At 74.2% G+C, this 24,317-nt stretch carries 17 protein-coding genes, 1 tRNA gene and 1 pseudogene; 8 read left to right on the top strand and 11 right to left on the bottom strand.

The window, feature by feature from the left end; all coding sequences use genetic code 11:
- Positions 1 to 113: 113 nt before the first annotated feature.
- The gene (locus BMZ33_RS22180; RefSeq protein ID WP_091116871.1) at positions 114 to 752 is read left to right on the top strand and encodes a dihydrofolate reductase family protein; all 639 of its coding nucleotides are present in this window, start codon (positions 114 to 116) and stop codon (positions 750 to 752) included.
- Here BMZ33_RS22180 and BMZ33_RS22175 read toward each other — a convergent pair.
- The 4 genes and pseudogenes from BMZ33_RS22175 to BMZ33_RS22160 all read right to left on the bottom strand — a co-directional run bounded on the left by BMZ33_RS22175 (position 721) and on the right by BMZ33_RS22160 (position 4,228).
- Positions 721 to 1,425 (bottom strand): TOPRIM nucleotidyl transferase/hydrolase domain-containing protein, encoded by a 705-nt coding sequence (locus tag BMZ33_RS22175; RefSeq protein ID WP_091116868.1) that lies wholly within the window; start codon positions 1,423 to 1,425, stop codon positions 721 to 723. The genes BMZ33_RS22180 and BMZ33_RS22175 overlap by 32 nt on opposite strands.
- A 100-nt stretch (positions 1,426 to 1,525) precedes the next feature.
- Positions 1,526 to 3,004 carry an HNH endonuclease signature motif containing protein gene (locus BMZ33_RS22170; RefSeq protein WP_169064722.1) on the bottom strand — a complete coding sequence of 493 codons (1,479 nt, stop codon included), beginning with the start codon at positions 3,002 to 3,004 and terminating at the stop codon, positions 1,526 to 1,528.
- Positions 3,005 to 3,190: 186 nt separating this feature from the next.
- Positions 3,191 to 3,941, bottom strand: a pseudogene (locus BMZ33_RS23830) (IS5 family transposase); the annotation flags it as partial.
- Positions 3,938 to 4,228, bottom strand: a complete 291-nt coding sequence (locus BMZ33_RS22160; protein WP_091116867.1) for an antibiotic biosynthesis monooxygenase family protein — start codon at positions 4,226 to 4,228, stop codon at positions 3,938 to 3,940. The gene BMZ33_RS22160 and the pseudogene BMZ33_RS23830, both read right to left, overlap by 4 nt.
- Before the next feature lie 328 nt (positions 4,229 to 4,556).
- On the opposite strand from BMZ33_RS22160, the gene BMZ33_RS22155 reads away from it, so the two are divergent.
- Positions 4,557 to 4,964 (top strand): YybH family protein, encoded by a 408-nt coding sequence (locus tag BMZ33_RS22155; RefSeq protein ID WP_169064721.1) that lies wholly within the window; start codon positions 4,557 to 4,559, stop codon positions 4,962 to 4,964.
- A 281-nt stretch (positions 4,965 to 5,245) separates the two neighbouring features.
- On the opposite strand, the gene BMZ33_RS22150 is transcribed toward BMZ33_RS22155, so the two are convergent.
- From BMZ33_RS22150 to BMZ33_RS22140, 3 genes are all read right to left on the bottom strand, one after another.
- Positions 5,246 to 5,316, bottom strand: a tRNA-Gly gene (locus tag BMZ33_RS22150).
- 45 nt (positions 5,317 to 5,361) lie between these two features.
- The gene (locus tag BMZ33_RS22145) at positions 5,362 to 8,031 is read right to left on the bottom strand and encodes an ATP-binding protein (protein WP_169064720.1); all 2,670 of its coding nucleotides are present in this window, start codon (positions 8,029 to 8,031) and stop codon (positions 5,362 to 5,364) included.
- A gap of 503 nt (positions 8,032 to 8,534) precedes the next feature.
- Complete coding sequence (locus BMZ33_RS22140; RefSeq protein ID WP_136697389.1) at positions 8,535 to 11,249, bottom strand: S8 family serine peptidase; 2,715 nt, start codon at positions 11,247 to 11,249, stop codon at positions 8,535 to 8,537.
- A 151-nt stretch (positions 11,250 to 11,400) separates the two neighbouring features.
- Here BMZ33_RS22140 and dcd point away from each other — a divergent pair, with 151 nt between their 5' ends.
- Positions 11,401 to 11,991 (top strand): dCTP deaminase, encoded by a 591-nt coding sequence (gene dcd / locus BMZ33_RS22135; protein ID WP_091116858.1) that lies wholly within the window; start codon positions 11,401 to 11,403, stop codon positions 11,989 to 11,991.
- Here the strand turns inward: dcd and BMZ33_RS22130 are convergent.
- The 3 genes from BMZ33_RS22130 to BMZ33_RS22120 form a co-directional block, all read right to left on the bottom strand.
- Complete coding sequence (locus BMZ33_RS22130; protein WP_091116855.1) at positions 11,957 to 13,231, bottom strand: MFS transporter; 1,275 nt, start codon at positions 13,229 to 13,231, stop codon at positions 11,957 to 11,959. The genes dcd and BMZ33_RS22130 overlap by 35 nt on opposite strands.
- A gap of 194 nt (positions 13,232 to 13,425) precedes the next feature.
- Positions 13,426 to 15,717 (bottom strand): (Fe-S)-binding protein, encoded by a 2,292-nt coding sequence (locus BMZ33_RS22125; RefSeq protein ID WP_091116851.1) that lies wholly within the window; start codon positions 15,715 to 15,717, stop codon positions 13,426 to 13,428.
- Between the two features lie 488 nt (positions 15,718 to 16,205).
- Positions 16,206 to 17,198, bottom strand: coding sequence for a type IV toxin-antitoxin system AbiEi family antitoxin domain-containing protein (locus tag BMZ33_RS22120; RefSeq protein WP_091116847.1), 993 nt, complete (start codon positions 17,196 to 17,198; stop codon positions 16,206 to 16,208).
- 370 nt (positions 17,199 to 17,568) lie between these two features.
- On the opposite strand from BMZ33_RS22120, the gene dnaK reads away from it, so the two are divergent.
- The 5 genes from dnaK (at position 17,569) to BMZ33_RS22095 (ending at position 22,405) form a co-directional block, all read left to right on the top strand.
- Positions 17,569 to 19,458: a molecular chaperone DnaK gene (gene dnaK, locus BMZ33_RS22115; protein ID WP_091116844.1), complete on the top strand. Its 1,890-nt coding sequence runs from the start codon at positions 17,569 to 17,571 to the stop codon at positions 19,456 to 19,458.
- Between the two features lie 146 nt (positions 19,459 to 19,604).
- Positions 19,605 to 20,192: a nucleotide exchange factor GrpE gene (grpE, locus tag BMZ33_RS22110; RefSeq protein ID WP_169064719.1), complete on the top strand. Its 588-nt coding sequence runs from the start codon at positions 19,605 to 19,607 to the stop codon at positions 20,190 to 20,192.
- 34 nt (positions 20,193 to 20,226) lie between these two features.
- A complete protein-coding gene (gene dnaJ / locus BMZ33_RS22105) occupies positions 20,227 to 21,456 on the top strand; it encodes a molecular chaperone DnaJ (RefSeq protein WP_091116836.1) in 1,230 nt (409 codons plus the stop codon).
- Positions 21,453 to 21,917, top strand: coding sequence for a heat shock protein transcriptional repressor HspR (locus BMZ33_RS22100; RefSeq protein WP_091116833.1), 465 nt, complete (start codon positions 21,453 to 21,455; stop codon positions 21,915 to 21,917). Before dnaJ ends, BMZ33_RS22100 begins: the two co-directional genes overlap by 4 nt.
- Positions 21,914 to 22,405: a MarR family winged helix-turn-helix transcriptional regulator gene (locus BMZ33_RS22095; RefSeq protein ID WP_169064718.1), complete on the top strand. Its 492-nt coding sequence runs from the start codon at positions 21,914 to 21,916 to the stop codon at positions 22,403 to 22,405. The genes BMZ33_RS22100 and BMZ33_RS22095 overlap by 4 nt, the downstream gene beginning before the upstream one ends.
- A gap of 79 nt (positions 22,406 to 22,484) precedes the next feature.
- On the opposite strand, the gene BMZ33_RS22090 is transcribed toward BMZ33_RS22095, so the two are convergent.
- Complete coding sequence (locus BMZ33_RS22090) at positions 22,485 to 24,257, bottom strand: L-lactate permease (RefSeq protein ID WP_091116830.1); 1,773 nt, start codon at positions 24,255 to 24,257, stop codon at positions 22,485 to 22,487.
- Positions 24,258 to 24,317 lie beyond the last annotated feature (60 nt).

Raw genomic sequence — 24,317 nt, 5'->3', positions numbered from 1 at the left:
CGGTGCCGGCCGGCGGACTCATCGGTCGCCGTCACCCCGGTGAGCGCCGTCGCACCGATGAGTCCGTGCGCCGTGGGCGGTCGACGCTGTGTCCCCCACGAGAGGAGCTCCCCGTGCGCAGGCTGGTGGTCACCGCCTTCCTCACCCTCGACGGCGTCGTGCAGGCACCCGGCGCTCCGGACGAGGACACCTCGGGCGGCTTCGCCTCCGGTGGCTGGCAGCCGCCGTACTTCGACGACGAGACCGGCGAGCGGATCGTCGGGTGGTTCGCCGGCGCGGAGGACTTCCTCCTCGGCCGCAGGACCTACGAGATCTTCGAGTCCTGGTGGCCGCACGCGCCGCAGGACGGCGACCCGATCGCCACCGCGCTCAACCGCAGGACCAAGCACGTCGCCTCGAGGACGCTGACGTCGGTGGACTGGGACGGCACCGCGCGGCTGCTCGAGGGCGACGTCCCGTCGGCCGTCCGCGCGCTCAAGGACCGCGACGGCGGGGAGCTGCAGGTGCACGGCTCCGCCGGGCTGGTGCAGACGCTGCTGCGCGAGGACCTCGTCGACGAGCTGCGGCTGCTCACCTACCCGGTCGTCGTCGGCCCCGGGAAGCGGCTCTTCGGCGACGGTGCCGTGCCCGGGGCCTGGCGGCTGTCGTGGTCGGCGGCCATGCCGCGGGGCGCGGTCGCGGCCGTCTACGAGCGCGCGGGGGAGCTCCGCAGCGGCGAGTTCACCCTGGAGAGCGTGCCGGTGGTGCACTGAGCCGGGTGGCGGTGAGCAGGCGCTCGAGCGGCGCGGGCGTCGACGACGGGTCGAGCCGCTCGGCGAGGGCGCGCGCGTAGCGGGCCTTGCGGCCGCTGGTGGTGCCCAGGAACCGGTGCAGCTGCTGCTCCGGGGAGCATCCCCGGTGGGCGGGCTGGTGGCGGAGCGTGGCCAGCCCGCGCGACTCGCCGAGCTCCCGGACCACCGCCTCGACGCCGGCGGTGCCCACGGCCCGGATGAGCTCCTCCTCGAGGTCGGCGACGCACGCGAAGAAGCCGGACCGGGCCAGGTCCGGCCGGGGTGTCGCGGCTCCGTGCCCCTGCCCGTGCTCTCGCGCGGCCAGTGCCTGCCGGAAGACGGGCTCCTCCGCGGCGTCGTAGAGGCCGGCGGCACGGACGTCGAGCCCGCCGGGCCCCAGGAGCGGCAGGTACCGGCGCACGTTGGTCGCCCCACCCATGGAGACGACGCACACGCCCTCGGCGGCCAGGTCGCGCCCACGCGCGGCCGCGACCGCGAGGACGGCCTCGTGGTCGCTGGCCCCCTCGACGAGCACCACGGTGTGGGTGCCCGCCGCGGCGCCGGTCCGCCGCGCCGCTGCGCCCGCCACCTGGTCCCCGAGGCCGCACGCGGCCCAGGTCCGCAGGACCGACGCCAGCTGTCCGGGCTCGGGCACGCGGCGACCCTCGCAGCCGCACGAGGTACGGACAACCGGGTTGTCGGGTGTCCGCTCCGGCCTGGTCGACGGAGGTCGACGGCCGCTCCCGTTGCGCCGGTCAGAACGGTGGTGGGTCGTCGTCCGGCTCGGTCGGCGGCGTCGGTGGCGGTGGGCCGGTGTCGTCCGGTGGTGGTCGTCGCACGCCCGGCGGTTTCGTCGTGCGGGTGATCCCCGACGGGGTGGTCACGATGAGCACGCCGTCGGGGCTCATCTGGAAGCGCCAGCCGGGGGCGAAGGTCTTCAGCCGGTGGTGGCTGCGGCACAGGCAGCACAGGTTGGCGCAGTCGGTGGGCCCGCCGTGCGCGTGCGCGATGACGTGGTCGGCGTCGGCCCACCCGGCGCGCTGGCCGCAGCCGGGGAAGCGGCAGGTGCGGTCGCGGGTGTGCACGAACGTCTGCTGCCCGGCGCTGGGTTGGTAGGTGTCGACCTCGGCCGGCCGGTCGAGCACCGCGCACCCGCAGTCGACGGCCGGGTGGGTGGCACAGCCGCGCTTGGCCAGGCGGCGGAGCCGGTCGAGGGTGGTGGTGGCGCGGAGGGCGCCGTCGTCGTCGGTGAGCGCCAGGATCGCCGACCCGCCCGCCGGTGTCCGGACACCCAGCGCGTCGAGCCGGGTGAGGAGGTCGCGGAGGTGGCCGATGGTGATCGGCAGCCCGTTGACCTCCCCGGCCTCGCTCGAGTGGCCGGCCAGGGCGCTGAGGGTGGCGGACAGCTGCAGGTGCGCGGTGACCGGCGGGCGGGTGTCGTCCCAGGGCCGCTGGACGAGGTCGGCGAGCACGGCGGCGCGCAGCTGCCCGATCGGCCGGTCGTCGCCGTCCTGCTTGAGCAGGACCGCGAGCTGGTCGACCAGGTCGAAGCACGGCGCCGGCAGATCGGCGGCCAGCGTGGACATGCCCTCGCGCGGGGAGGGGTAGACGCGCACGTCGGCCTGCCGCTCGGCGTCCTTGCGCCGGGCATCGACCGCGTCCGCGTCGACAGCGAGGAGGGCGGCGACGGCCCGCTTGCGCAGGGTGTGCGTGGTCCAGCCGGTGGCCTGGGGCAGCAGCTGGGACTCCACCTGCCGGGCCACCGCCGGGTCGGTGTGCTGCAGCACGTCGACGAGCACCTTCGCCCGCGCCTCGTCCAGCACACCCTCCGCGAGTGCCGTCCAGGTGCCGGGCAGCGACTCGCGGTAGACCCACGCCCGGTGCGCCAGCAGGGAGGCGCTGCGGCGCCCGCAGTTCAGCACCACCGCCAACTCCGCGGTGAAAAACTCGCTCACGCCCGGCAGCTCCGGGTCAGGCGCCCACGACTCCCGCTTGATACCAGGCGTCCCGGGCGCCGGGTCCAGGTCGTCGGGACTGTCGTCGGCCAGACCCAGCACCAGCTCCGCCTCGTAGGCAGCGGTCATCGCCTTGACCGCCTGCACCCGGACCAACTCGGCGGCCTTCTGCTCCCGCGACAGCAACGCCACCGGCAGCCGCCGCACCTCCGGCGACTCGGCGACGAGCAGGCCGAGGAGACCGCCCACCGGCGGCGCGTCCTCCCCGATCTCCTCCACGAGCCGAACTTACGACCGGGGTAAGACAGTTCCCGCAGGTCAAGACGGTGAAGCGCGGAGAGACAGAGTCATCAGACGTCGACGGGCTCGTGGCAGGCCAGTGGAGGGAGGCGACTCGCCCCGGCGGAAGGGGAGAGCGGGTGACGAGAATCGAACTCGCACTGTCAGCTTGGGAGCTGCCGATCATCACGCGGTCGTAGCGCAGCGGGAGGCGTTTGTAGGGCAGCAGCCAGCCCAGGGTTCGTTGGACGACCCCGCGGGGCCGGCCGCGGCGAGCGCTGGAGTCCCGGCCGAGGCGGGCGATCCTCGCGGTGATGCCGCGGCGGCGCAGGTAGCGGCGCACCCGCGGGTTGTCATAGCCCTTGTCCCCGTGCAGCTTCAGCGGTCGGCGGTGTGGGTGGCCGCGGCCGCCGCGGCGGATCGCCGGCATGCCGTCGAGGAGCGGTTCGACGAAGGGGCTGTCGTGCCGGTTGGCACCGGAGACGGCCACGTTGAGCGGTGGTCCGTGCGCGTCGACGAGCAGGTGGTACTTGCTGCCGGCCTTGGCCCGGTCGGTGGGGTTGGGGCCGGTCAGCTCACCCCCCCCTTCTCGCCCGGACGCTGACTCTGTCGAGGCTGGCCCGCGACCAGTCCAGTCGGCCCTGCTCGCCGAGCCGGTGGAGCACGACGGTGTGCAGTCGGTCGAAGACGCCGGCCTCGGCCCACTCGTGCATCCGCCGCCAGCAGGTCCAGCCCGACCCGTAGCCCAACTCGCCGGGCAGCTTGGTCCAGCCGATCCGTGCGACAGCACGAACGCGATGCCCTCGAGCACGTCCCGGTCAGCCGTGCGGGGCCGGCCGGTGCGCCCGTGCACAGCGGGCCTGTGCGGTGGGATCAGCGGCTCGACCAGCGCCCACAGCGTTCCGCAACGTCTTCTTGGGGTCGGCCCCCAAGTCAGGCTGTGACGCCCAGGTCGTACATCTCGGGAGCTTCCATCCGGAGGCCGAGGTCCATGGCCTTGGGGATGACTCCGCCGAGAGCCTCTCGGGGGAAGTTGGCCGACTCTTCGTCCTGCCAGGTGCTGATCGCCACCATGGTGCCAGCCTGACGGTTCACCCCGCTCTGGTAGGAGATGAAGCCCGGCTGCGTCTTGAGTGCGTCCGCAACTCCCTGATCCAGGACGGTGATCTGCTCGTCGCTCATGGTGCCGGGGTCGAAGGTCGCGCGAGAGAGTCGCAGGTACATGGAACAGTCCTCCGGGGGAATCGGATGAGCGCCTGACTCTCCACCTCGTGCCACTTCCGTGCTAGCCCTTGGTGAGCCGCTGAGGGACCCACCCAGCAACGGACCTGGGACAACGTCGGCTGGACGTAAATGACCCTGAATGCGGCTTCAGAGACAGTCAGATCGCTTCGGACTCCTGGGGGTTGCTCAGCGAGCGGTGTCGGCCGCGGGGGGTCATCAACATGCGCGGGAGCCCCGGCCGGAGAGGCGACGCGAGACCGCGCCCATCTCGGCGTCAAGAATGGGCTTACGGTCCGTCCGGCCCGTCCTCCTGCTGACAGGTGACTCCATGGCACACGGCTTGGCCCTCGAGGACATCCACTCGGCCGTCAAGCGGACGATCAACAAGGAGGACGTCGAGGGCTTTGTCGGCCTGTACGCCCAGAACGCCCATATGGTCTTGCCTGACGGCTCGACGATCACGGGCCACGAGGCCATCCGCGAGCAGGTCATCCAGGTGTGCGCCATGAAGGGCCGCATGACTGTGACCACCCGATACATCATCGAGGCGGGTGATCTGGCCATCCTGAGCAACAAGTGGACACTCACCGCCGGAGGCGAGTCCATGTCGGCGATCACGGCCGAGGTTGCTCAACGCCAGCCCGACGGCGGGTGGCTTTACATCATCGACAACCCCTACGCCGGCCCGGCCGGCGACGCAGGGACCGAGGCACCGGCCGCGACGGCCGCAGGCTGACGACTGCCCCCGGCCGCCCGTCCCCGACGAGAGCACGACCCGCAAGACGTCCCGGCTGTCCCTGAGTGGGCCGCTTTGGGACAGCGGCCAGGCGCGGAGTCGCGGGGGCCGCAACCACCAGCGGCTGGGGCGCTCACCAGGTCATACGGTGGCCCCAGCGTGACCTACTCATGACCCAACGAGCGGAAGACCAGGGTCACGAGCGGTGCAGAGAGGTCTGTCAAGTAGTCCTACAGAACTTCTACAGAGGACCAACAGGCCGCTGGCCTGCGGCTCTACGGAGCGGGTGACGAGAATCGAACTCGCACTGTCAGCTTGGGAAGCTGATGTTCTGCCATTGAACTACACCCGCGGTGGCCCTGGAGCCGTCCACCAGCGTAGCAAGCCGCGGCACCGTTCAGGCCGCGGTGTGCCCGTCGGAGGGGCGCGGGCTGCGGATGACCACCGTCGTCCCGGTCGGACCGGTCGTCGCCACGACGTCGGCGAAGGCGCTCATCAGCATCGACCCTCGGCCGCGGTCCATGCTGGCGGTCCGCTCGCGCCACTGGCCGTGGTCGTGGACGGCGATCTCCACGGCGCCGTCCTCCACCGTCACCCGCACGTCGACGAACGGCTCGGTCGGGTCCTGAGCGTGTTCGACGGCGTTGGTGGCGGCCTCGCAGGCGGCCAGGAGCAGGTCGTAGACGCGGTGCTCGTCGAGGCCGGCGTCGGTGAGCAGCGCGCGCAACCGGCGCCGCAGCGGCGGGATCGACGCGGGCGTGGACGGGAAGCGCCACGCGGTCGCCGGCACCGGACCCGACGCAGCCGGGGCCGGTGCCGGCACGGGAGCGGCCCGCTCGGCGCGGGGACGGGGCGGGCGCGGCACGGGGGCCGCGGCCCGGGGGGCTGCCGGAGCCGGTGGCGCGGGCTCGCGGCGGCCGCGGGAGCGCTCGAGCACCGACCGCAGCCGGCCGAGGAGCTCCGCGGACTCGAAGGGCTTGGCCAGGTAGTCGTCCACGCCGGCGTCGAAGCCCTCGACGGCGGCCTCCTGCCCGGCCCGGGCGGTCAGCATGACGACCGGGACGGTGCGGGTGCCCGGGTCGGCGCGCAGCGCCCGCAGCAGGCCGAAGCCGTCGACGCCGGGCATCATCACGTCGGTCAGCACGACGTCGGGCCGCGACCGGGCCACGTCGCGAAGCGCCTCCTCGCCGTCGGCCGCCGTCCGCACCGTCCAGGACGGCGCCAGCAGCCGGGTCAGGTAGGCGCGCATGTCGGCGTTGTCGTCGACGACCAGCACGGTGCCCAGGACGCCGGGGGGCGCGGCCGGGCGCTCGGACCAGCTCGGGTCGTCGTCCCAGGGGGTCAGCGCGGCGCCACGGACGGCGGCCGGCACCGACGGCGGGACCTCGGTGGTGTCGGGCTCGCCGAAGGGCAGCCGCACGGTGAAGGTGCTGCCCACCCCCGGCGCGCTCTGGACGTCGACCGTGCCGCCGTGCAGCCCGGCCAGCTCGCGCACCAGCGCCAGGCCCAGGCCGGTGCCCTCCCGGCTGCGGGCGGGGGAGTCGGGCACCCGGTGGAAGCGCTCGAAGAGCGCGGGCAGCTCGGTGGCGGGGATGCCCACGCCGGTGTCGGAGACCTGCAGCACCACCTCGTCGTCCTCGGCGCGCAGCCGCACCACGATGCCGCCGACGAAGGTGTACTTCACCGCGTTGGCCACCAGGTTGAGGACCACCTTCTCCCACATGCGCGGGTCGACGGCGGCCGGTCGCGACAGCGGCGGGCAGTCCACGGTGAGGGTCAGCCCGGCCCGCTCGGCGGCGGCCCGCAGCACGCCGGCCAGCTCGGCGGTGGTGGCGGCCAGGTCGACCCCGACCCGCACGGCCGCCGTCCGGCCGGACTCGATGCTGACGAACTCCAGCAGGTCGTCGACGAGCCGCTTGAGCCGCTGGCCGTTGCGCAGCGCGAGGGTGAGCTGCTCGCGGACGGCCGGCGGCAGCGCCCCGCCGGACTCGGCCAGCGCGTCGGTGATCGGGGCCAGCAGCAGGGTCAGCGGGGTGCGCAGCTCGTGGCTGACGTCGGAGAAGAAGGTCGTCTTGGCCCGGTCGAGCTCGGCCAGCGCCTCGGCACGGGCGCGCTCGGCGGCGTACGCCCGCGCGTCGACGACGGCGCCGGCCACCTGGCCGGCCAGCAGCTCGTGGAAGGTGCGGTACTCGGCGTCCAGCGCCCGGTTGGGGTTGACGCCCACCAGCAGGGCGCCCACCGGCTCGCGCCCGGCCCCGCCCGACAGCGGCAGCACGACCGCGTCGCCGACCGCGTCGCCGAACGGGCCGCCGGCGACGCCGAGGGCGGCGACGTCCACCCGGCGCAGCTCCTCGGCGGACGCGGCGACGGCAGGCAGCCGGTCGGCGGCCTCACCGGCGACGGCGGCCCGCCGCAGCCGCCCGCCGTCGCCGGTGAGGTACACCGCGGCGAGGGGGACGTCGAGCGGTTCCTCGCCCAGCGCCCGGCAGACCTGCACGGCGAGGTCGTGCTCGTCCTCGCGGCGGCCGGCGGCGGTGGACACCGCGTGCAGCAGCCGCTGCCGCCGCTCGGCGACCACCTGGCGGGTCACCTCGGTGCAGACCGCGTGCATGCCGGCCACCTCGCCGGCGTCGCCGAAGGCGGGGGCGTGGGAGACGGTGAAGTAGGTCTCCTCGCGGTACCCGGCGCGCTCGAGGAGCAGCAGCAGCTGGGGGATCCAGGACGCCTCACGGGTGGCCATCGCGTGCTCGACGGGCTCCTGCAGCGCGGCCCAGCCCTCGGCGAGGGTCACCCGCAGGTCCTCGCCGATGGCGCCGGGGTGCTTGGCGCCGATGAGGGTGGCGTAGGCGTCGTTGTAGAACTGCGTGTACCGCGGGCCCCAGGTCAGGATCATCGGGAACCGCGAGGCCAGCACCGTGCGGACGGCGTGGCGGAGGCCCGCCGGCCAGTCCTCCACCGGCCCGACCGGCGTCGTCGACCAGTCGAAGGCGGCCATCAGCCGGCCGTTCTCGCTGTCGCCGGCGAAGACGCCCGCGGTCTCGGGGCGCGCGGCGGCATCCGCGGACACGCGCACCTCCAGGACGACCCCTCCCCGCGCGCACGCCAGGGCGCGGGGACCCCGCCCGACGTCAGGACCGGGCGGCCGACCGGCCGCCGCACTGACGGTCACGGTACATGCGGCCGCCGGGTGCGGCGGGGACCCGCACCCGGCGCCCCGGGGCTCAGCGGCGCATGTCGGCCAGGAAGCCGGTGGCCTCCGACCGCAGCCGCTCAGCCATTCGTCGAGGGTGTGGGCGCCGACCCTGAGGAAGACGTCGTTGGCGTAGGTGATCACGCCGCGCGGGTCGGTCTTGGAGACGACCAGCTCCTCCGCCGAGAAGGTGCGCCCCTCCCCGGTCGGGCGGACGGTCGTACGGGCCTCGCGTCGTGCGGTCGTCCGCGGGATGGTCTCCGGCACGCGGGTCCTCCCGCCTCGGGTGGGTCGTGCGCCAGGTGTCGGCAGGCGGCGGTCGGACGTCAGCCGAGCGGGCCGGGCCGGGGGCGGTGAGGGCCCCCGGCCCGACCCGGCCCTCAGGCGTCCAGGACGACGCCGCGGCAGGACGACGAGCAGTCCTGCGCCCAGACCGACGCGGGGAGCGCGGCCAGGCGGGCGGAGCGCACCAGGCGCTGCCCGGCCGGGCCGGTCCGGACGTCGGACCGGTCGCCGGCCGCCGGTCCGGGTGCCGGCGCGGGGCTCGGTGCCGGCGCGGGGCTCGGTGCCGGTGCCGGTGCCGGGTCGGGAGCCGGTGCCGGGGTGGGTGCCGGTGCCGGCGCGGGTGCCGGCGTGGTCCCGCCCGGACCGGGTGCCGGTGCGGTCCCGCCGGACGTGGTGTCGACGTACTCCAGGACGAGGCCGAGCACCTGGAGGCGGCCGTCGGGGGCGAAGACCGTCACGTCGTACCGCCCGACCACGCGGGCCGGTGCGCGGAACACCAGCTCGGTGGTGGTGCTCCTGACCACCTGTGCCGCGCCGGTCGTACCCACGAGCACCCGCGCCCCGTCCGGCAGGGCCTCGCCGGTGATGCGCACCTGGGTGCCGCCGTCCACGCTGACCCGCACCGGGCTGATCGAGGTGATCCGGAACTGCCCGCGGGCGGGGAAGGTGAGCTCGCCGCCCTCGCCCGGCGAGGGCGTCCCGCCGCTGCCCGACGGCGGCGGGGTGCCGCCGGGAGCGGGGGTGCCCGGCACAACGGGCGAGGGCGCGCTGCCCTCCCCGGAGCCACCGGAGTCACCGGAGTCACCGGAGCCGTTGCCGGTGTCGGGCGTGCCGGCGCCGGGGTCCCCGGTACCGGGGGTGCCCGTGCCGCCGTCGCCAGGGTCCCCGGTGCCCGAGCCGCCGGAGCCGCCGGAGCCGTTGCCGGTGTCGGGCGTGCCGGCACCGGGGTCGCCCGTACCCGGCGTGCCCGTCCCGCCGTCGCCGGTGCCCGTGCCGCCGTCGCCAGTGCCGGGCGTGGTGCCGGGCGTGGTGCCGGGCGTGGTGCCGGTGTCAGGGGTGCCGGTGTCCGGGGTGCCGGAGCCGCCCTCGTCCCCGCCCGTGCCGGGACCGGCCTGGGCGCCGGAGCCGACCAGCAGCGGGGCCGCGCGCGTGGTGCCGAGCGGCGCGCCGTCGCGGGTGAGCTGGACGGTGAGCACGTACCGCCCGTCGGCCAGCGGCACGGTCGGGGCCAGGTCGAGGCCGGCCAGGCTGGTGCGGGCGCCGAGGGCGAAGGTCGCCTGCCCCTCGTCGTCCGTCGTCACGGTGGCGCCGTCGAGCACGACGGGGACGTCGGCCACGGCCCACACGGTGCCCTCGTGCCACATGCCCAGGCCGAGCGTCACCGCGAAGGAGCCCGGCGCGGCCGTGCCGGTCACCGCGATCCGCGGGGCCACGACACCGGCCGGTGCCGTCATCCCGGAGAAGGTGTAGTCGACCGCCCCGAGCCCGGCGTCGGCCAGGCCGGCGACCGAGAGCCGGCCACCGGTGACCGAGCGGCCGCGGAAGGCCGCCACCTGGTCGACGTCCTCCAGCAGCGCCTGGCGCACCTGCGCGACCGTGGCGCCGGGCAGTGCGGCCCGGTAGAGGGCGGCGGCCCCGGCGACCATCGGGGAGGAGAACGAGGTGCCGTCCACGAGGCGGTAGCCGCCGTCGTTCCAGGTGGAGAGCACCCGGCTGCCCGGCGCGAACAGGTCGACCGCGGTGGCGCCGTAGGCGGAGAACGTGCTCACCGTGTCGGCGGCGGTGCTCGAGCCGACGGTGATGACGTTCGGCTCGGTCAGGTTGGCCGGGTAGACCGGGCTGCGGTCGCGGTCGGCGGAGTCGTTGCCCGCGGCGACGACGACCAGCACGCCCTTGGAGCCCGCGTAGGCCACCGCGGAACGCAGCACCTCCAGCGGCCAGCCGGAGAGCTGGCCGCCCCAGGAGGCGTTGACGACGTCGGCGCCGTGGTCGGCGGCGTAGCGGATGGCCTCGGCGCCCAGCAGGACGTCGACCCCGCTCCCGCTGCCCACGGCCAGCGGCATGATCGTCACCTCGGGGGCGATGCCGGCGGCACCGCGGCCGTTGTCGGCGCGGGCGCCGACCGACCCGGCCACGCTCGCGCCGTGGCTGCCGTTGGCGCCGTTGTCGACGTCCGGCGAGTTGGTCGTGAAGTTCCAGCCGTGGCAGTCGCCGGCCTTGCCGTTGCGGTCGGTGTCGAGCGTGCCGCAGGGCTCGGCCGGGTTGGTCCACAGCGCGCCGGCCAGGTCCTCGTGGTCGGAGTCGTAGCCGGTGTCGACGACGGCGACGACCACGCCGGAGCCACGGCCGCCGGCCCAGCCGTCGGGCGCGTCGGTGTCGGCGTCGGGCACCGCGGTCTGCCCCGGCGCGTTGCGGCCGGTGTTGTCCAGGTACCACCCGTAGGCCGGCACGTAGGGGTCGCTCACCGTGCCGAACACCTCGGCGGTGGGGGAGGGCTCCGCCGCCGCCACGCCGTCCACCGCGGCCAGGTCGTCCTCGTCGAGCGAGCCGGTGGCCACCAGGGCCCGGCCGTCGCTGAGGCGCTGCACGTTGGCCACGCCCTCCAGTGCCGCCAGCGGCTCCAGCAGCCCGGCGGCGTCCCCGGTCGTCGCGGTGACCACGTAGCGGGTCAGTCCGTCACCGGGGCCGAAGTCCGCGGCGGCCGCCACGGCGGGGGCGGCCAGCGCCGTGTAGGCCGCCGCTCCCGCGTAGCCGGCCACCACGGCCGTCACCAGCACACCCGCCTGGGTGCGCCTCCTCAGGGTCGACACGTGCCCTCCTCCCGGCCCGGGAGCACGCCCGGGCGATGCCGGCCTCCGACGGGCCAGCAGGACGGCATCGGCACGCGGCCCGGCCCGGCTGAGGAGGTGGGCACCGGGTCTGACCCGGGAGGATGAGACCGCGCTCCCTAGACTCCGCGCCATGCTGCTGTCCGACCGCGACATCCGCGCCGCGATCGCCGAGGGGCGTCTCGGCATCGAGCCGCACGACGCGGGGCTGGTGCAGCCCTCGAGCATCGACGTCCGGCTCGACCGCTTCTTCCGCGTGTTCAACAACGCCCGCTACACCCACATCGACCCGGCGCAGCAGCAGGACGACCTGACCACGCTGGTGGAGACCGACGGCGACGAGCCGTTCGTGCTGCACCCCGGCGAGTTCGTGCTCGGGTCGACCCTCGAGCTGGTCTCGATCCCCGACGACCTCGCCGCGCGACTGGAGGGCAAGAGCTCGCTGGGCCGTCTCGGCCTGCTCACCCACTCGACGGCGGGCTTCGTCGACCCGGGCTTCTCCGGGCACATCACGCTGGAGCTGTCCAACGTGGCGAATCTGCCGATCACGCTGTGGCCGGGCATGAAGATCGGCCAGCTGTGCCTGTTCCGGCTGACCTCGGCCGCCGAGCACCCCTACGGCTCGGCGGTCTACGGGTCCCGCTACCAGGACCAGCGCGGCCCCACGCCGTCGCGCTCGTTCCGCAACTTCACCCGCGCCGAGACGCGGCGTCCGCAGGGCTGACCGCCGCCGGCGACCAGCCGGGCAGCTCGTCGTCGACGTGGCGCGGGCGGGTGGCCAGCCACCCGGTGACCGTCAGGCCGACGGTGGTGATGCCGACCAGCCAGAACATGCCGGTGTAGCCGCCGGTGACGTCGCGCAGCACGCCCACCAGCAGCGGGCCGGCGGCGGCCAGGACGTAGCCCCAGCTCTGCGTGAACGTCGACAGCGCCGCGGTCGTCTCCGCCGTCCGGGCGCGCACGCCGATGAGCGCGAGCACCATGCTGAAGGTGCCCATGCCGACGGCGAGCACCGACATCCACAGCCACGGGACGCTGCGCGGGGCCAGGAACAGCCCGCCCCAGCCGACGACGTAGCAGGCCATGAACCCCAGCAGCAGCGGCCGCTGCAGGCGCTGCCGCACGGCGAGCGCCGGCGCGACGGCGTTGACGGGGATGACCACGACGGAGTTGACCCCGAGCAGCAGCCCGGCCGCCGCGGCGCTCAGGCCGGCGTCGCGCAGGTACTGCGCGGACCAGCCCATGACGACGTAGGCCTGCGTCGCCTGCAGGCCGAAGAAGAGCGTCAGGACCAGTGCGGTCGGGCTGCGGCGCAGCGGCCCGAGACGGACGGCGCGGTGCTCCCCGCGGGAGCTGCCGGGCCGCCGCGGGGTGAGGAACCAGGGCAGCGCCGCGAGGAGGGCCAGCACCGCCCAGACGCCGAGGCCCAGCCGCCAGCCGTCGGGGCCGGCCGCGGCCGCGATCGGCGCGGTGGCCGTCGCCGCGACCGCGCCGCCGATGGCCATGGCCGCGCTGTAGGCGCCCACCAGCAGCCCGGTGTTCGCGGGGAACCAGCGCTTGACCAGTCCTGGCAGCAGCACGTTGCCCAGTGCGCCGCCGACCATGGCCAGCGCCGTCCCCACCAGGAAGAGCGGGAAGGAGTCGACGACGGCGCGCAGCACCAGCCCCGCGGCCATGACCAGCAGGGCGCCGGCGAGAACGTGCGCGTCGCGGAAGCGGGCGGCCAGCGGTGGGCCGGCGAAGCCGATCGCGGCGAAGCAGACCACGGGCATCGTCGTCACCACGCCGGCGGCGGCGCTGGAGACGCCGAGCCCGGCCTCGAGCTCCTCGAGCACCGGGCCGACCGAGGAGACCGCCGTCCGCAGGTTGGCCGCGGTCAGCACGATGGCCACCGCCACCAGGAGCAGGCCCCGCCGTCGGTCGGGGGTGGCGGCGGTGCCGGGGGCGGCGGCGGTGCGGGTCACCCCCCGATGGTGCCTGCCGGGTGCACGCTGCAACCAATCCGCTGGTCAGCGCCGCCCTCCGGCACCGGCCCGGGACGACGGACGCCGCCGGCCGGCGGCCCCCTGCAGGGCCCCACCGCGCGCGAGCGTGCGGGTGGTGGGGGGCAGGGGGTCCTTCCGTCGCCGACGGCGTCCGTGGGGTGGTGCTCCGCGCGTTATGCCTGGCCGTGTCCCGTGGCGGCCGAGCCGGTGCCCGCGACGTCGTCGTCGGCGGTGCCGACCTCTGCGCCGTGCTCGGTGCCCGGCGTGCCGACCGGGGCCATCGAGCGGAGCAGGATCTGGCTGACGTCGAGGACCTCGACGTGCTCGGCGGCCTCGCCGTTCTGCTTCTTCGACGTCAGGGCGTCCGAGAGCATCGTGATGCAGAACGGGCAGGCGGTGGAGATGACGTCCGGGTCGAGGCCCAGGGCCTCCTCGGTGCGCTCCACGTTGATCCGCTTGCCGATCTTCTCCTCCATCCACATGCGCGCGCCGCCGGCGCCGCAGCAGAAGCCGCGGTCCTTGCAGCGGTGCATCTCCTGGGTGGAGAGGCCCTGCACGCTGTCGAGGATCTCCCGCGGCGGCGTGTAGACCTTGTTGTGCCGGCCGAGGAAGCACGGGTCGTGGTAGGTGACCTTGCGGTCGATCGGGGTGACCGGGGTGAGCCGGCCCTCCTCCACCAGCTGGCTGAGCAGCTGCGTGTGGTGCACGACCTCGTACTCGCCGCCGACCTGCGGGTACTCGCGGCCCAGCGAGTTGAAGCAGTGCGGGCAGGTGGTGACGATCTTGCGGGTGCCCGGCACGCGGCCCTCGAAGACGCCGTTGAGGGTCTCGACGTTCTCCTGGGCCATCATCTGGAAGACGAACTCGTTGCCCATGCGGCGGGCCGGGTCACCCGAGCAGGTCTCCCCGGAGCCCAGGACGGCGAACTCGACGCCGGCGGTGTGCAGCAGCTCGGCGACGGCCTTGGTGACCTTCTTGGCGCGGTCGTCGATGGCGCCGGCGCAGCCGACCCAGAACAGGTACTCGACGTCGTAGGGCAGCGGGCCGTCGGCCATCCGCACCTCGAAGTCCATGTCCTTGATCCAGTCCTCGCGGGTGCTCGGGCTCACGCCCCAGGGGTTGCCGCGGTTCTCGAGGTTGCGCAGCATCACGCCGGCCTCGGACGGGAAGTTGGACTCGATGAGCACCTGGTAGCGGCGCATGTCCTCGATGTGGTCGACGTGCTCGATGTCGACCGGGCACTGCTCGACGCAGGCGCCGCAGTTGGTGCAGCTCCACAGCACGTCGGGGTCGATGACCCCACCCTCCTCGAGGGTGCCGACGAGCGGGCGGTGCGCCTGTGCGTCGTTGGTGCCCTCGATGCGGGCGTAGCCCGACGCCCAGACCTGCTCGTCGCTGGGCTTCAGGACGTCGTAGTCCGGCGCGGTCTCGCTCGCGGTCTTCTCGCCGAGCAGGTAGGGGGCCTTCGCGTACAGGTGGTCGCGGAGGTCCATGATCACCATCTTGGGGCTGAGCGGCTTGCCCGTGTTCCACGCCGGGCACTGGCTCTGGCACCGCCCGCACTCGGTGCAGGTGGTGAAGTCGAGCATCCCCTTCCAGGTGAAGTCCTCGATCTTGCCGCGGCCGAAGACGTCGTCCTCGCCCGGGTCCTCGAAGTCGATCGGCTTGCCGTTCGAGGTCATCGGCTGCAGCGGGCCGAGCGCGACGCTGCCGTCGTCGTTGCGCTTCCAGTAGATGTTGAAGAACGCGCTGAACCGGTGCCAGGCGACGCCCATGTTGAGGATCCGGCTGACGACCACGAGCCAGGCCAGCGAGACGACGATCTTGACGAAGGCGACGACGCTGAGCAGGTCAGGGCTGTCGGGCAGCACGGTGGCCAGCAGGCTGGAGACCGGGTGCGACCAGGTGGGCGCCTCGGTGAGCCCGGAGGAGACCTTCAGCCCGCGGATCAGCAGGATGCAGGTGCCGACGGTGAGGACGACGGCCTCGACGAAGTAGCCGCGGCCCTCGTTGGAGCCGGCGAATCGGCTGGTGCGGCCCTGCCGGCGCGGGTGGTCCTTCTGCCGCCGGTAGATCAGGTACAGGATCCCGAGGACCGTGCCGGCGCCGATGACGTCGGCGAAGAGGTTCCACAGGCTCCACTCGCCGATCAGCGGCAGGTGGAAGGCCGGGTTCCACACCTCGCCGAAGGCCTCGACCAGCGTGAGGAACAGGCCGTAGAAGCCGATGAAGACGAACCAGTGGGCGGCGCCGATGGCCGACCACTTGAGCATCCGGGTGTGGCCGAGCGACTCGACGGCGAGCGTCTTGAGCCGCGGTCCGACCGGGCCGTTGCGGGTGGCGTCCGGCTGGCCGGTCCGGATGATCCGCACCATCGCGCGGACGGCGCGGTAGGCGAAGACGACCGCCACGATGAGGAACAGCGCGCTGATCGTGCCGAGCACGATCTGCAGGGGGCCCGTCATGATTCCCTCTCCCCACGCCCAGCGGCGTCGGTTGCTCCCGTCCGCCCGGACGGTGCGAGAGGGGCCTCGCCGCCGTCCTCACCGGCCCGCGGACCGGCGGCGGATCGCGCGTGGGCGCCTGTGCCCACGCAGCCCAGCACGATAGCTGGCCGGACCACAGGTTACTCGGCGGTAACCGTGGGCGCCGAGCCCCGACCCACCGTCGCGGCACGGTGCTCGCAGCCCCGCCGTCGGCCCGCTGACCGGCCCGTTCGGGACCGGCGGGTCGGCCGGGACACCTGACCGGGGTGTCCCGCGCCGTGGTGTCTGTCGGCCGCGAGTGAGGCGGGTCACCCGCGGGTCGTCCCCCGTCGTCCGGTGCCGTCGTCCCGTGCCGTCGTCCGGTGCGGTCTTCCGGCGCCGTCGTCCTCGCCCTGTGGTGCCCGACCTCGTCCTGCAGGGTGAGGTCGGGCACCACGAGGTGCGGGCGGGTGCGGAGTCGACGCGGTTCACGCGGTCCGTAGTCGGCCGCGGGTGCGTGGCGTCGCGGCGAAGCGCCGGACCGCCGGCCCCGGTGCGGCCAGCAGATCGGCGATGTCCGCCGCGACGGCCGGCCACCCGTCGCCGAGATCTGCGTCGGCGATGCGGACGACGCGGATGCCCAGCGCACGCAGCCCGTCCTCGCGCCGCTTCTCCTCCCACACGACCTGGCCGGGGGAACGGTCGCCCCAGGGGTCCGTGTACTTCAGGCGGCCGTCGAACTCGACGGCGACCGCGGCGTCGTCGAACCAGGCGTCGACGACGCCGACGAGTCGCGGGCCGGTGCGGATCTCGACCTGCAGGTCCGGCGACGGCAGGTCCGACCCGACGATGCGCAGTCGCCCGCGGGTCTCGAGGGGTGACTCCGCACGCCCGTCGGCCAGTCCGATCGCCCGTCGCGCGCGGGGTGCTCCGCGCCAGCAGTGCTGCGCCGCCGCCACGCGGGACAGCTCGCGGGGTGTCGTCCGTCCGGCGAGGAGTGCGGCGTCCAGCGCGACGACGGCGTCCTCCAGCGGCCACTCCCGGGCGCAGTCGACCAGCGTGCGGGCCACGGAGGTGAGGCGGAAGGGGCCGCGCCGGACCACCTCGTGGGTGTCGAGCGGTGCGCAGTTCACCCGGAAGCCCGAGCCGGCCCGCCACTGGTGGGGGTCGGTCAGGCGGACCGTGCGCTCGAGCCCGTCCCACACGGGGAGGCCCAGGATCCGGGCGGCCGAGCCGTGGCTGATGACGGTCTCGGGCCGGTCCAGGAGGAGCAGGGCGGCCAGGCAGTCGACGCCGTGCGGCCGCCCACCGAGGTCGCCCAGGCGCTCGGCGGTCGTGTAGACGCCACGCCGCAACCGCACCCAGATCCCGGTGCGGCACAGGACGCGGATCTCGTCGTGGCCGTAGCCCGCCCGGCGGGCGTCGACGGCGGTGAACAACCCCCACTGGCGGTCGGCTGCGGCTCGTAGGACGGGGTGCACGCGGGGAGTCTGGTGACCCCGCCCGCCGGGTGGTCGCCGTCGTGCGGATCTGTGGACGGCGACCGCGGTCCTCACCCCGTGGTGCCCGACCTCGCGCTGCGGGGTGAGGACGGGCACCACGAGGTGAGGGCGGCACCGCTGGAGGGGACTGCGGGAGGAGGGGCAACGGGGCGGTGACGGGCGGTGTGGGCCGTGTCACGGGGGAGGACGTGGGCGGGGCGGGGAACACCCGTGGCGGGAGTGCCGTTAGGGTGGGCAGGAAAGTTGAGCGGACCCGACGCAAGGCGGCTGTGAGCGCCGCGCCGGCGCCCGCCCGACGACCTCCGGACCAGCACGACCCCAGCACGCACACGGAAGAGAGGCCAGCTCCATGGCTCGAGCGGTCGGTATCGACCTCGGCACCACCAACTCCGTCGTCACCGTCCTCGAGGGCGGCGAGCCGACGGTCATCGCGAACTCCGAGGGCTCGCGCACCACCCCGTCGGTGGTCGCCTTCGCCAAGAACGGCGAGGTCCTCGTCGGCCAGTCGGCCAAGAACCAGGCGGTCACCAACGTCGACCGCACCATCCGCTCGGTTAAGCGCCACATGGGCACCGACTGGCGGACCGGCGAGATCGACGGCAAGCGCTACACGCCGCAGGAGATCAGCGCCCGCATCCTGCAGAAGCTCAAGCGGGACGCCGAGACCTACTTGGGCGAGCCGGTGACCGACGCCGTCATCACCGTCCCGGCCTACTTCGAGGACGCGCAGCGCCAGGCCACCAAGGAGGCCGGTGAGATCGCGGGCCTCAACGTCCTGCGCATCGTCAACGAGCCGACCGCGGCCGCGCTGGCCTACGGCCTGGACAAGGGCGAGACCGAGCAGACGATCCTCGTCTTCGACCTCGGTGGTGGCACCTTCGACGTCTCGCTGCTCGAGATCGGCGAGGGCGTCATCGAGGTCAAGGCCACCGCGGGTGACAACCACCTCGGCGGCGACGACTGGGACCAGAAGGTCGTCGACCACCTGGTCAAGACCTTCAACGCCTCCAACGGCATCGACCTGTCGAAGGACAAGCTGGCCATGCAGCGGCTCCGCGAGGCCGCCGAGAAGGCCAAGATCGAGCTGTCGGGCGCGCAGTCGACCAACGTCAACCTGCCCTACATCACCGCCGGTGCCGAGGGCCCGCTGCACCTCGACGTCACGATCACCCGCGCCGAGTTCCAGCGGATGACCGCCGACCTGCTCGAGCGCACCCGCGCGCCGTTCAACCAGGTCGTCCGGGATGCCGGCATCTCCATCGGCCAGATCGACCACGTCGTCCTCGTCGGCGGCTCGACCCGCATGCCGGCCGTCTCGGACCTGGTCCGCGAGCTGACCGGCGGCAAGGAGCCCAACAAGGGCGTCAACCCCGACGAGGTCGTCGCCATCGGCGCCTCCCTGCAGGCCGGCGTGCTGCGCGGCGAGGTCAAGGACGTCCTGCTGCTCGACGTCACCCCGCTGTCCCTGGGCATCGAGACCAAGGGCGGGATCATGACCAAGCTCATCGAGCGCAACACCACGATCCCGACCAAGCGCTCGGAGATCTTCACGACGGCCGACGACAACCAGCCCTCCGTGCAGATCCAGGTCTTCCAGGGCGAGCGCGAGATGGCGATGTACAACAAGAAGCTCGGCATGTTCGAGCTGACCGGTCTGCCCCCGGCGCCGCGCGGTGTCCCGCAGATCGAGGTCGCCTTCGACATCGACGCCAACGGCATCGTGCACGTGACCGCCAAGGACCTCGGCACGGGCAAGGAGCAGTCGATGACCATCACCGGCGGCTCGGCCCTCCCGAAGGACGACATCGAGCGGATGATGCGCGACGCCGAGGCCCACGCCGAGGAGGACAAGCGCCGCCGCGAGGAGGCCGAGACCCGCAACCTGGCCGAGTCGCTGCAGTACCAGACCGAGAAGTTCCTGGCCGAGAACGGCGAGCGGATCCCGGCCGACAAGAAGGAGGAGCTCGGCGAGGCCCTCACGGAGCTGCGCTCCGCCCTCGGCGGCTCGGACATCGCCGCGATCAAGTCGGCGCAGGAGAAGGTCGCCCGCGTCTCGCAGGAGGTCGGCGGGGCGCTCTACGCCCAGCAGGCCGAGGCCGGTGCCGGCGGCACCGGTGACGGTGCGACCGGCGCCGCGGGCGCCTCTGGTGCCCCGGGTGCCTCGGGTGCCTCGGCCCCGTCGGGTGACGACGACGTCGTCGACGCCGAGATCGTCGACGAGGACGCCGACCGCCGATGAGCCAGGGGGACGAGCAGCCGCGGGTCGTGATCCGTGACAAGCGGCGGATCGACCCCGTCAGCGGCACGGTGCGGGCGCCGGCCGGCGAGCAGCCGGCCGGCGCCCCGCCGGGCCCGTCCACAGCCGACCCATCGCCAGGGGAGCAGATGAGCGAGAACGAGACGGTCGCCGGCCCGGAGGTCACCCCGGACGCGGTGGCGGCCGGTGACGACGGGGCCGGGGACACGGCCCGCCAGCTGGCCGAGCGCACCGAGGACCTGCAGCGGGTGACCGCCGAGTACGCCAACTACCGGCGGCGCGTCGACCGCGACCGCACCCTCGTCGTCGACCAGGCCGCCGAGCGGTTCGCCGCGCAGCTGTTCCCGGTCGTCGACGACATCGAGCGGGCCCGCGACCACGGTGACCTCACCGGCGCCTTCAAGGTGGTGGCCGACCGCGTCCTCGGCGTCCTCGACGGGCTGGGCGTGGAGGCCTTCGGCGTCGCGGGCGACCCGTTCGACCCGGCGCTGCACGAGGCCGTCCTGCACGACACGTCCGACACGGTCGAGGTGCCGACGGCGACGACGGTGCTGCGGCAGGGTTTCCGCCGTGGCGAGCGCGTGCTGCGCACCGCCATGGTGGCCGTGACCGAGCCGGCCGGTGGTGCCGCGCCGGAGCCGGCCGCCCAGCACGCGACCGGCACGGAGACGACGCCCGGCAGCGGTGTGCCGGGGGAGACCCCGGCCGCCGGCTGACCGGCCGTCCCGACGTGAGGAGAGGAGGCGCCCGATGAGCACTCGGGACTTCATCGAGAAGGACTACTACGCCGCGCTGGGCGTCTCCCAGAGCGCGGACGCCGCGGAGATCAAGAAGGCCTACCGCAAGCTGGCCCGCGACCTGCACCCGGACAAGAACCCGGGCAACACCGACGCCGAGAACCGCTTCAAGGAGGTCTCCGAGGCCTACGACGTGCTCTCCGACCCCAAGCGGCGCGGTGAGTACGACGAGGCCCGCCGGCTCTTCGGCTCCGGCGGTGCCGGGGCGCGGGCCGGGTTCCCGGGTGGCTTCCCCGGCGGCACCGGGGGCGGGCAGCCCTTCGACCTCGGCGACCTCTTCGGGGGCGCCGCGGGCGGGGCCGGCCGCGCCGGTGCCGGCGGGCTCGGCGACATCTTCGGCAACATCTTCGGCGGTGGCGGCGCTGCCGCGCCGGGCTCGGCGCGGGCCCGCTCGCAGGCGGCGTCCGGCCCGGCCCGCGGGCAGGACGTCGAGACCGAGGCGACGCTGTCGTTCGAGGAGGCCGTCCTCGGCGTGACGGTGCCGCTGCGCATGCAGAGCCCGGGCACCTGCCCGACCTGCCACGGCAGCGGTGCCCGCCCGGGCACCTCGCCGCACACCTGCGAGGTGTGCGGCGGCGCCGGCGTCACCAGCCGCAGCCAGGGCGCGTTCGCCTTCTCCGAGCCCTGCCGCGCCTGCCGCGGCAGCGGATCGGTGGTCGACGACCCGTGCCCGACCTGCGCGGGCAACGGCGTCACCACGCAGACCCGCACGATCACCGTGCGGATCCCGGCCGGCGTCAAGGACGGGCAGCGCATCCGGCTGGCGGGCAAGGGCGCCCCCGGCCGGCGGGGCGGCCCGGCCGGCGACCTGTTCGTCGTGGTGCACGTCAGCGACCACGACCTGTTCGGGCGCAAGGGCGACGACCTGACGCTCACCGTGCCGGTCACCTTCCCCGAGGCGGTCCTCGGGACGACGCTCACCGTGCCCACCCTCGACGGCAACGTGACGCTCAAGGTCCCCGCGGGCACCGCCAGCGGACGGACGCTGCGGGTCCGCGGGCGGGGCGTCCCCGGCCGCGGCCGCTCCGGTGACCTGCTGGTCACCATCGAGGTCGCCGTCCCGCAGCGGCTGTCCGCCGAGGCGGAGCGGGCGGTCAAGACCCTCGACGCCGAGCTGCCCGACCCGCGGCCGCAGATCACCGCGATGGTGGAGAAGGGCGCGGACAAGGGGAGCTCCCGGTGAGCGCCGACGGACGCGGGCGGCGCGACGCCGCCCGCGCCGTGGCCGACGACGCCCCCGTCTTCGTCATCTCGGTGGCCGCCGAGCTGGCCGGCATGCACGCGCAGACGCTGCGTCAGTACGACCGGCTGGGCCTGGTGACGCCGGGTCGCACGCCCGGCGGGGGCCGCCGGTACAGCCCGCGCGACGTCGCCCTGCTGCGGGAGGTGCAGCGCCTGTCCCAGGAGGACGGCGTCAACCTGGCCGGCATCAAGCGGATCATCGACCTCGAGTCGCAGGTCGAGGCGCTGCGGCAGCGGGTGCACGAGCTGGTCGACGAGCTCGAGGACACCGACCGCCGGCGGATCGCTGCGGAGTCCGCCCTGCGCAGCGGCTTCGGCACCCCGCTGCGGCGGGCCGACCTGGTGCCGGTCCGGCAGGCCAGCTCCGCGCTCGTCGTCTGGCACCCCCGGGACGAGAGGTGAGCGCCGAGCAGGTGCCGCAGCAGCCGGACGCGCACGAGTCCTTCGTCCGGCTGGAGCGGGAGATCGGCCTGCTGCTGCGCCGGTCGCGGGCCATCTCGGCGCGGCTGGCGCGCGAGCTGCACCCCGACCTGGACGGCGCGGCCTACGGCCTGCTGGCCCTGCTGCAGGACGCCGGCCCGCTGCGCGCCAGCGACCTGGTCGCCCGGCTGGGCCTGGACAAGAGCACGGTCAGCCGCCAGGTGTCCTCGCTGGTCGAGCTCGGCATGGTCACCCGCGAGCCCGACCCGGACGACGGGCGGGCCCAGGTGCTCACCACGTCGGCGGAGGGCTCGGCCCGGCTGGCCCGCATCCGCGAGGCGCGCCGCGCCCGCTGGGAGGCCGACCTGTCGGGCTGGCCGGCGCAGGACGTCGCCACGCTCGGCGACCTGCTGGCCCGGCTCAACCGGCTCGGCGAGGCCCGCGAGGCGGAGTCGGCCGGCCGCGGCTGAGCCGACGCGACAGCGCCCCCGTACCGAGGACCGGTACGGGGGCGCCGTCGTCAGCGGGACGCCGCGGAGGGGTCCCCCCTCAGGACCCCGGCACCATCCAGCCGAGCACCGGTGAGGCCTGCAGCACCACGATCAGGCACATCAGCAGGAGCAGCAGCATGCTCCAGCCGAAGACCTTCCGGAACAGCTCGCCCTCCCGGCCGGCCATGCCCACCGCGGCCGCCGCGATGGCCAGGTTCTGCGGGCTGACCATCTTGCCCATGACGCCGCCGGAGGAGTTGGCCGCGGCCAGCAGCACCGGGTCCAGGCCGGCGTTGGTCGCCGCCTGCACCTGCAGCGCCCCGAACAGCGCGTTCGCGGAGGTGTCCGAGCCGGTCACCGCGACGCCGATCCAGCCGAGGATGGGCGACAGGAAGGCGAAGAACGAGCCCGTCTCGGCCAGTGCCCGGCCGAGGTGGCTGGTCATCCCCGACTGGTTGAGCACGTAGGCGAGCGCCAGCACCGCCATGACGGTGACGATGGCCCACTTCAGCTCGCGGTAGGTGTCGACGTAGGCCTTGAGCGCCCTCGCGGGGGAGATCCGCAGGACCAGCATGGTGACCAGGCCGGCGAAGATCATCAGTGTGCCCGCGGCCGGCAGCCAGTTGAAGGTGAACGTCGTCGACGCGAGCTCGGTGTCCGACCCGGCCGCGAACACGTTGAGCCCCGGCCAGGGGAACGTCGTCGTCCACGGCGCCTGCCCCAGCGCGCTCTTCACCGGGCCGAGGTTGGCCAGGGCGAAGATCACGATGATGATCCCGTAGGGGGCGTAGGCCTTCACCACCTCGGCGCGGGTGTCGGGCAGCACCGGCGCGCCGTCGGTCCCGGCGGCCGGGGCGTGCGGGTCGCGCGCGGCCTGCCGGCCCGGGGCGTCACCGAGCTCCTCGCCGGCGGTGGCGCCGACGCCGCCGCGGTCACGACCGCCGCCCCCGGCGGCCGCCGTGCCCCCGGCCAGCGTGGCCGCGGTGACCGGCTCGTAGCTCGCCTTGCGCACGCGGACGACCCCGACGACGGCGGCCGCTGCCACGAGCGCGGCGATGATGTCGGTCAGCGGCACGGAGATGTAGTTCGCGGCGATGAACTGGGCGATGCCGAAGGAGACGCCGGCGACGAGGGCCTCCAGCCAGGTGTCCTTGATCCCGCGCTTGCCGTCGACGACGAGGACGAGCACCAGCGGCACGAACGCGGCCAGGATCGGGGTCTGCCGGCCGGCCATCGCGCCGAGGGTGTCGACGGTCAGCCGGGCGTCGTCGCTCACGCCGGAGGTGACGGTCGCCAGGGTGACGATCGGGGTGGCCAGCGCGCCGAAGGCGACCGGCGCCGTGTTGGCGATCAGCGCCACCGCGGCGGCCTTCATCGGCTGGAAGCCCAGCGCCATGAGCATGACGACGCTGATGGCCACCGGGGTGCCGAAGCCGGCCAGCGCCTCGAGCAGCGCGCCGAAGCAGAAGGCGATGATGATCGCCTGGATCCGCTGGTCGGGGCTGACCTTCTCGAACGACCGCCGCAGGACGTCGAAGTGCCCGGTGGCGACGGTGAGGTTGTAGACCCAGATCGCGTTGATGACGATCCACAGGATCGGGAAGAACCCGAAGGCCGCGCCCTCGGTCGCCGACAGCACGGCCTGCCCGACCGGCATCCGGAACGCGATGATCGCCAGGACCAGCGCGACGGCCAGCGAGATCAGCCCGGCCAGCCACGCCTTGACCTTGAGCGCGCCGAGGAGCACGAACAGCGTGAGCAGCGGTACCGCTGCCACCAGGGCACTGAGTGCGAGTGACCCCCCGACGGGGTCGACGACCTGCTCGAACAACGGAGCTCCTTCCCACGACGGTGAGGGCGCGTGGCTGGGTGGGACGTGCGGTGGTGCGGA

Source organism: Geodermatophilus dictyosporus (assembly GCF_900115505.1).
GTDB lineage: Bacteria > Actinomycetota > Actinomycetes > Mycobacteriales > Geodermatophilaceae > Geodermatophilus > Geodermatophilus dictyosporus.
This window is presented reverse-complemented; position numbering and strand designations above follow the sequence as displayed.

What these genes read in the sequence shown, in the direction of transcription:
- BMZ33_RS22160 (WP_091116867.1), bottom strand. Translation starts at nt 4,228, where the DNA reads ATGTACCTGCGACTCTCTCGCGCGACCTTCGACCCCGGCACCATGAGC.
- dcd (WP_091116858.1), top strand. Translation starts at nt 11,401, where the DNA reads ATGCTGCTGTCCGACCGCGACATCCGCGCCGCGATCGCCGAGGGGCGT.
- grpE (WP_169064719.1), top strand. Translation starts at nt 19,605, where the DNA reads ATGAGCGAGAACGAGACGGTCGCCGGCCCGGAGGTCACCCCGGACGCG.
- BMZ33_RS22125 (WP_091116851.1), bottom strand. Translation starts at nt 15,717, where the DNA reads ATGACGGGCCCCCTGCAGATCGTGCTCGGCACGATCAGCGCGCTGTTC.
- BMZ33_RS22155 (WP_169064721.1), top strand. Translation starts at nt 4,557, where the DNA reads ATGGCACACGGCTTGGCCCTCGAGGACATCCACTCGGCCGTCAAGCGG.
- dnaJ (WP_091116836.1), top strand. Translation starts at nt 20,227, where the DNA reads ATGAGCACTCGGGACTTCATCGAGAAGGACTACTACGCCGCGCTGGGC.
- dnaK (WP_091116844.1), top strand. Translation starts at nt 17,569, where the DNA reads ATGGCTCGAGCGGTCGGTATCGACCTCGGCACCACCAACTCCGTCGTC.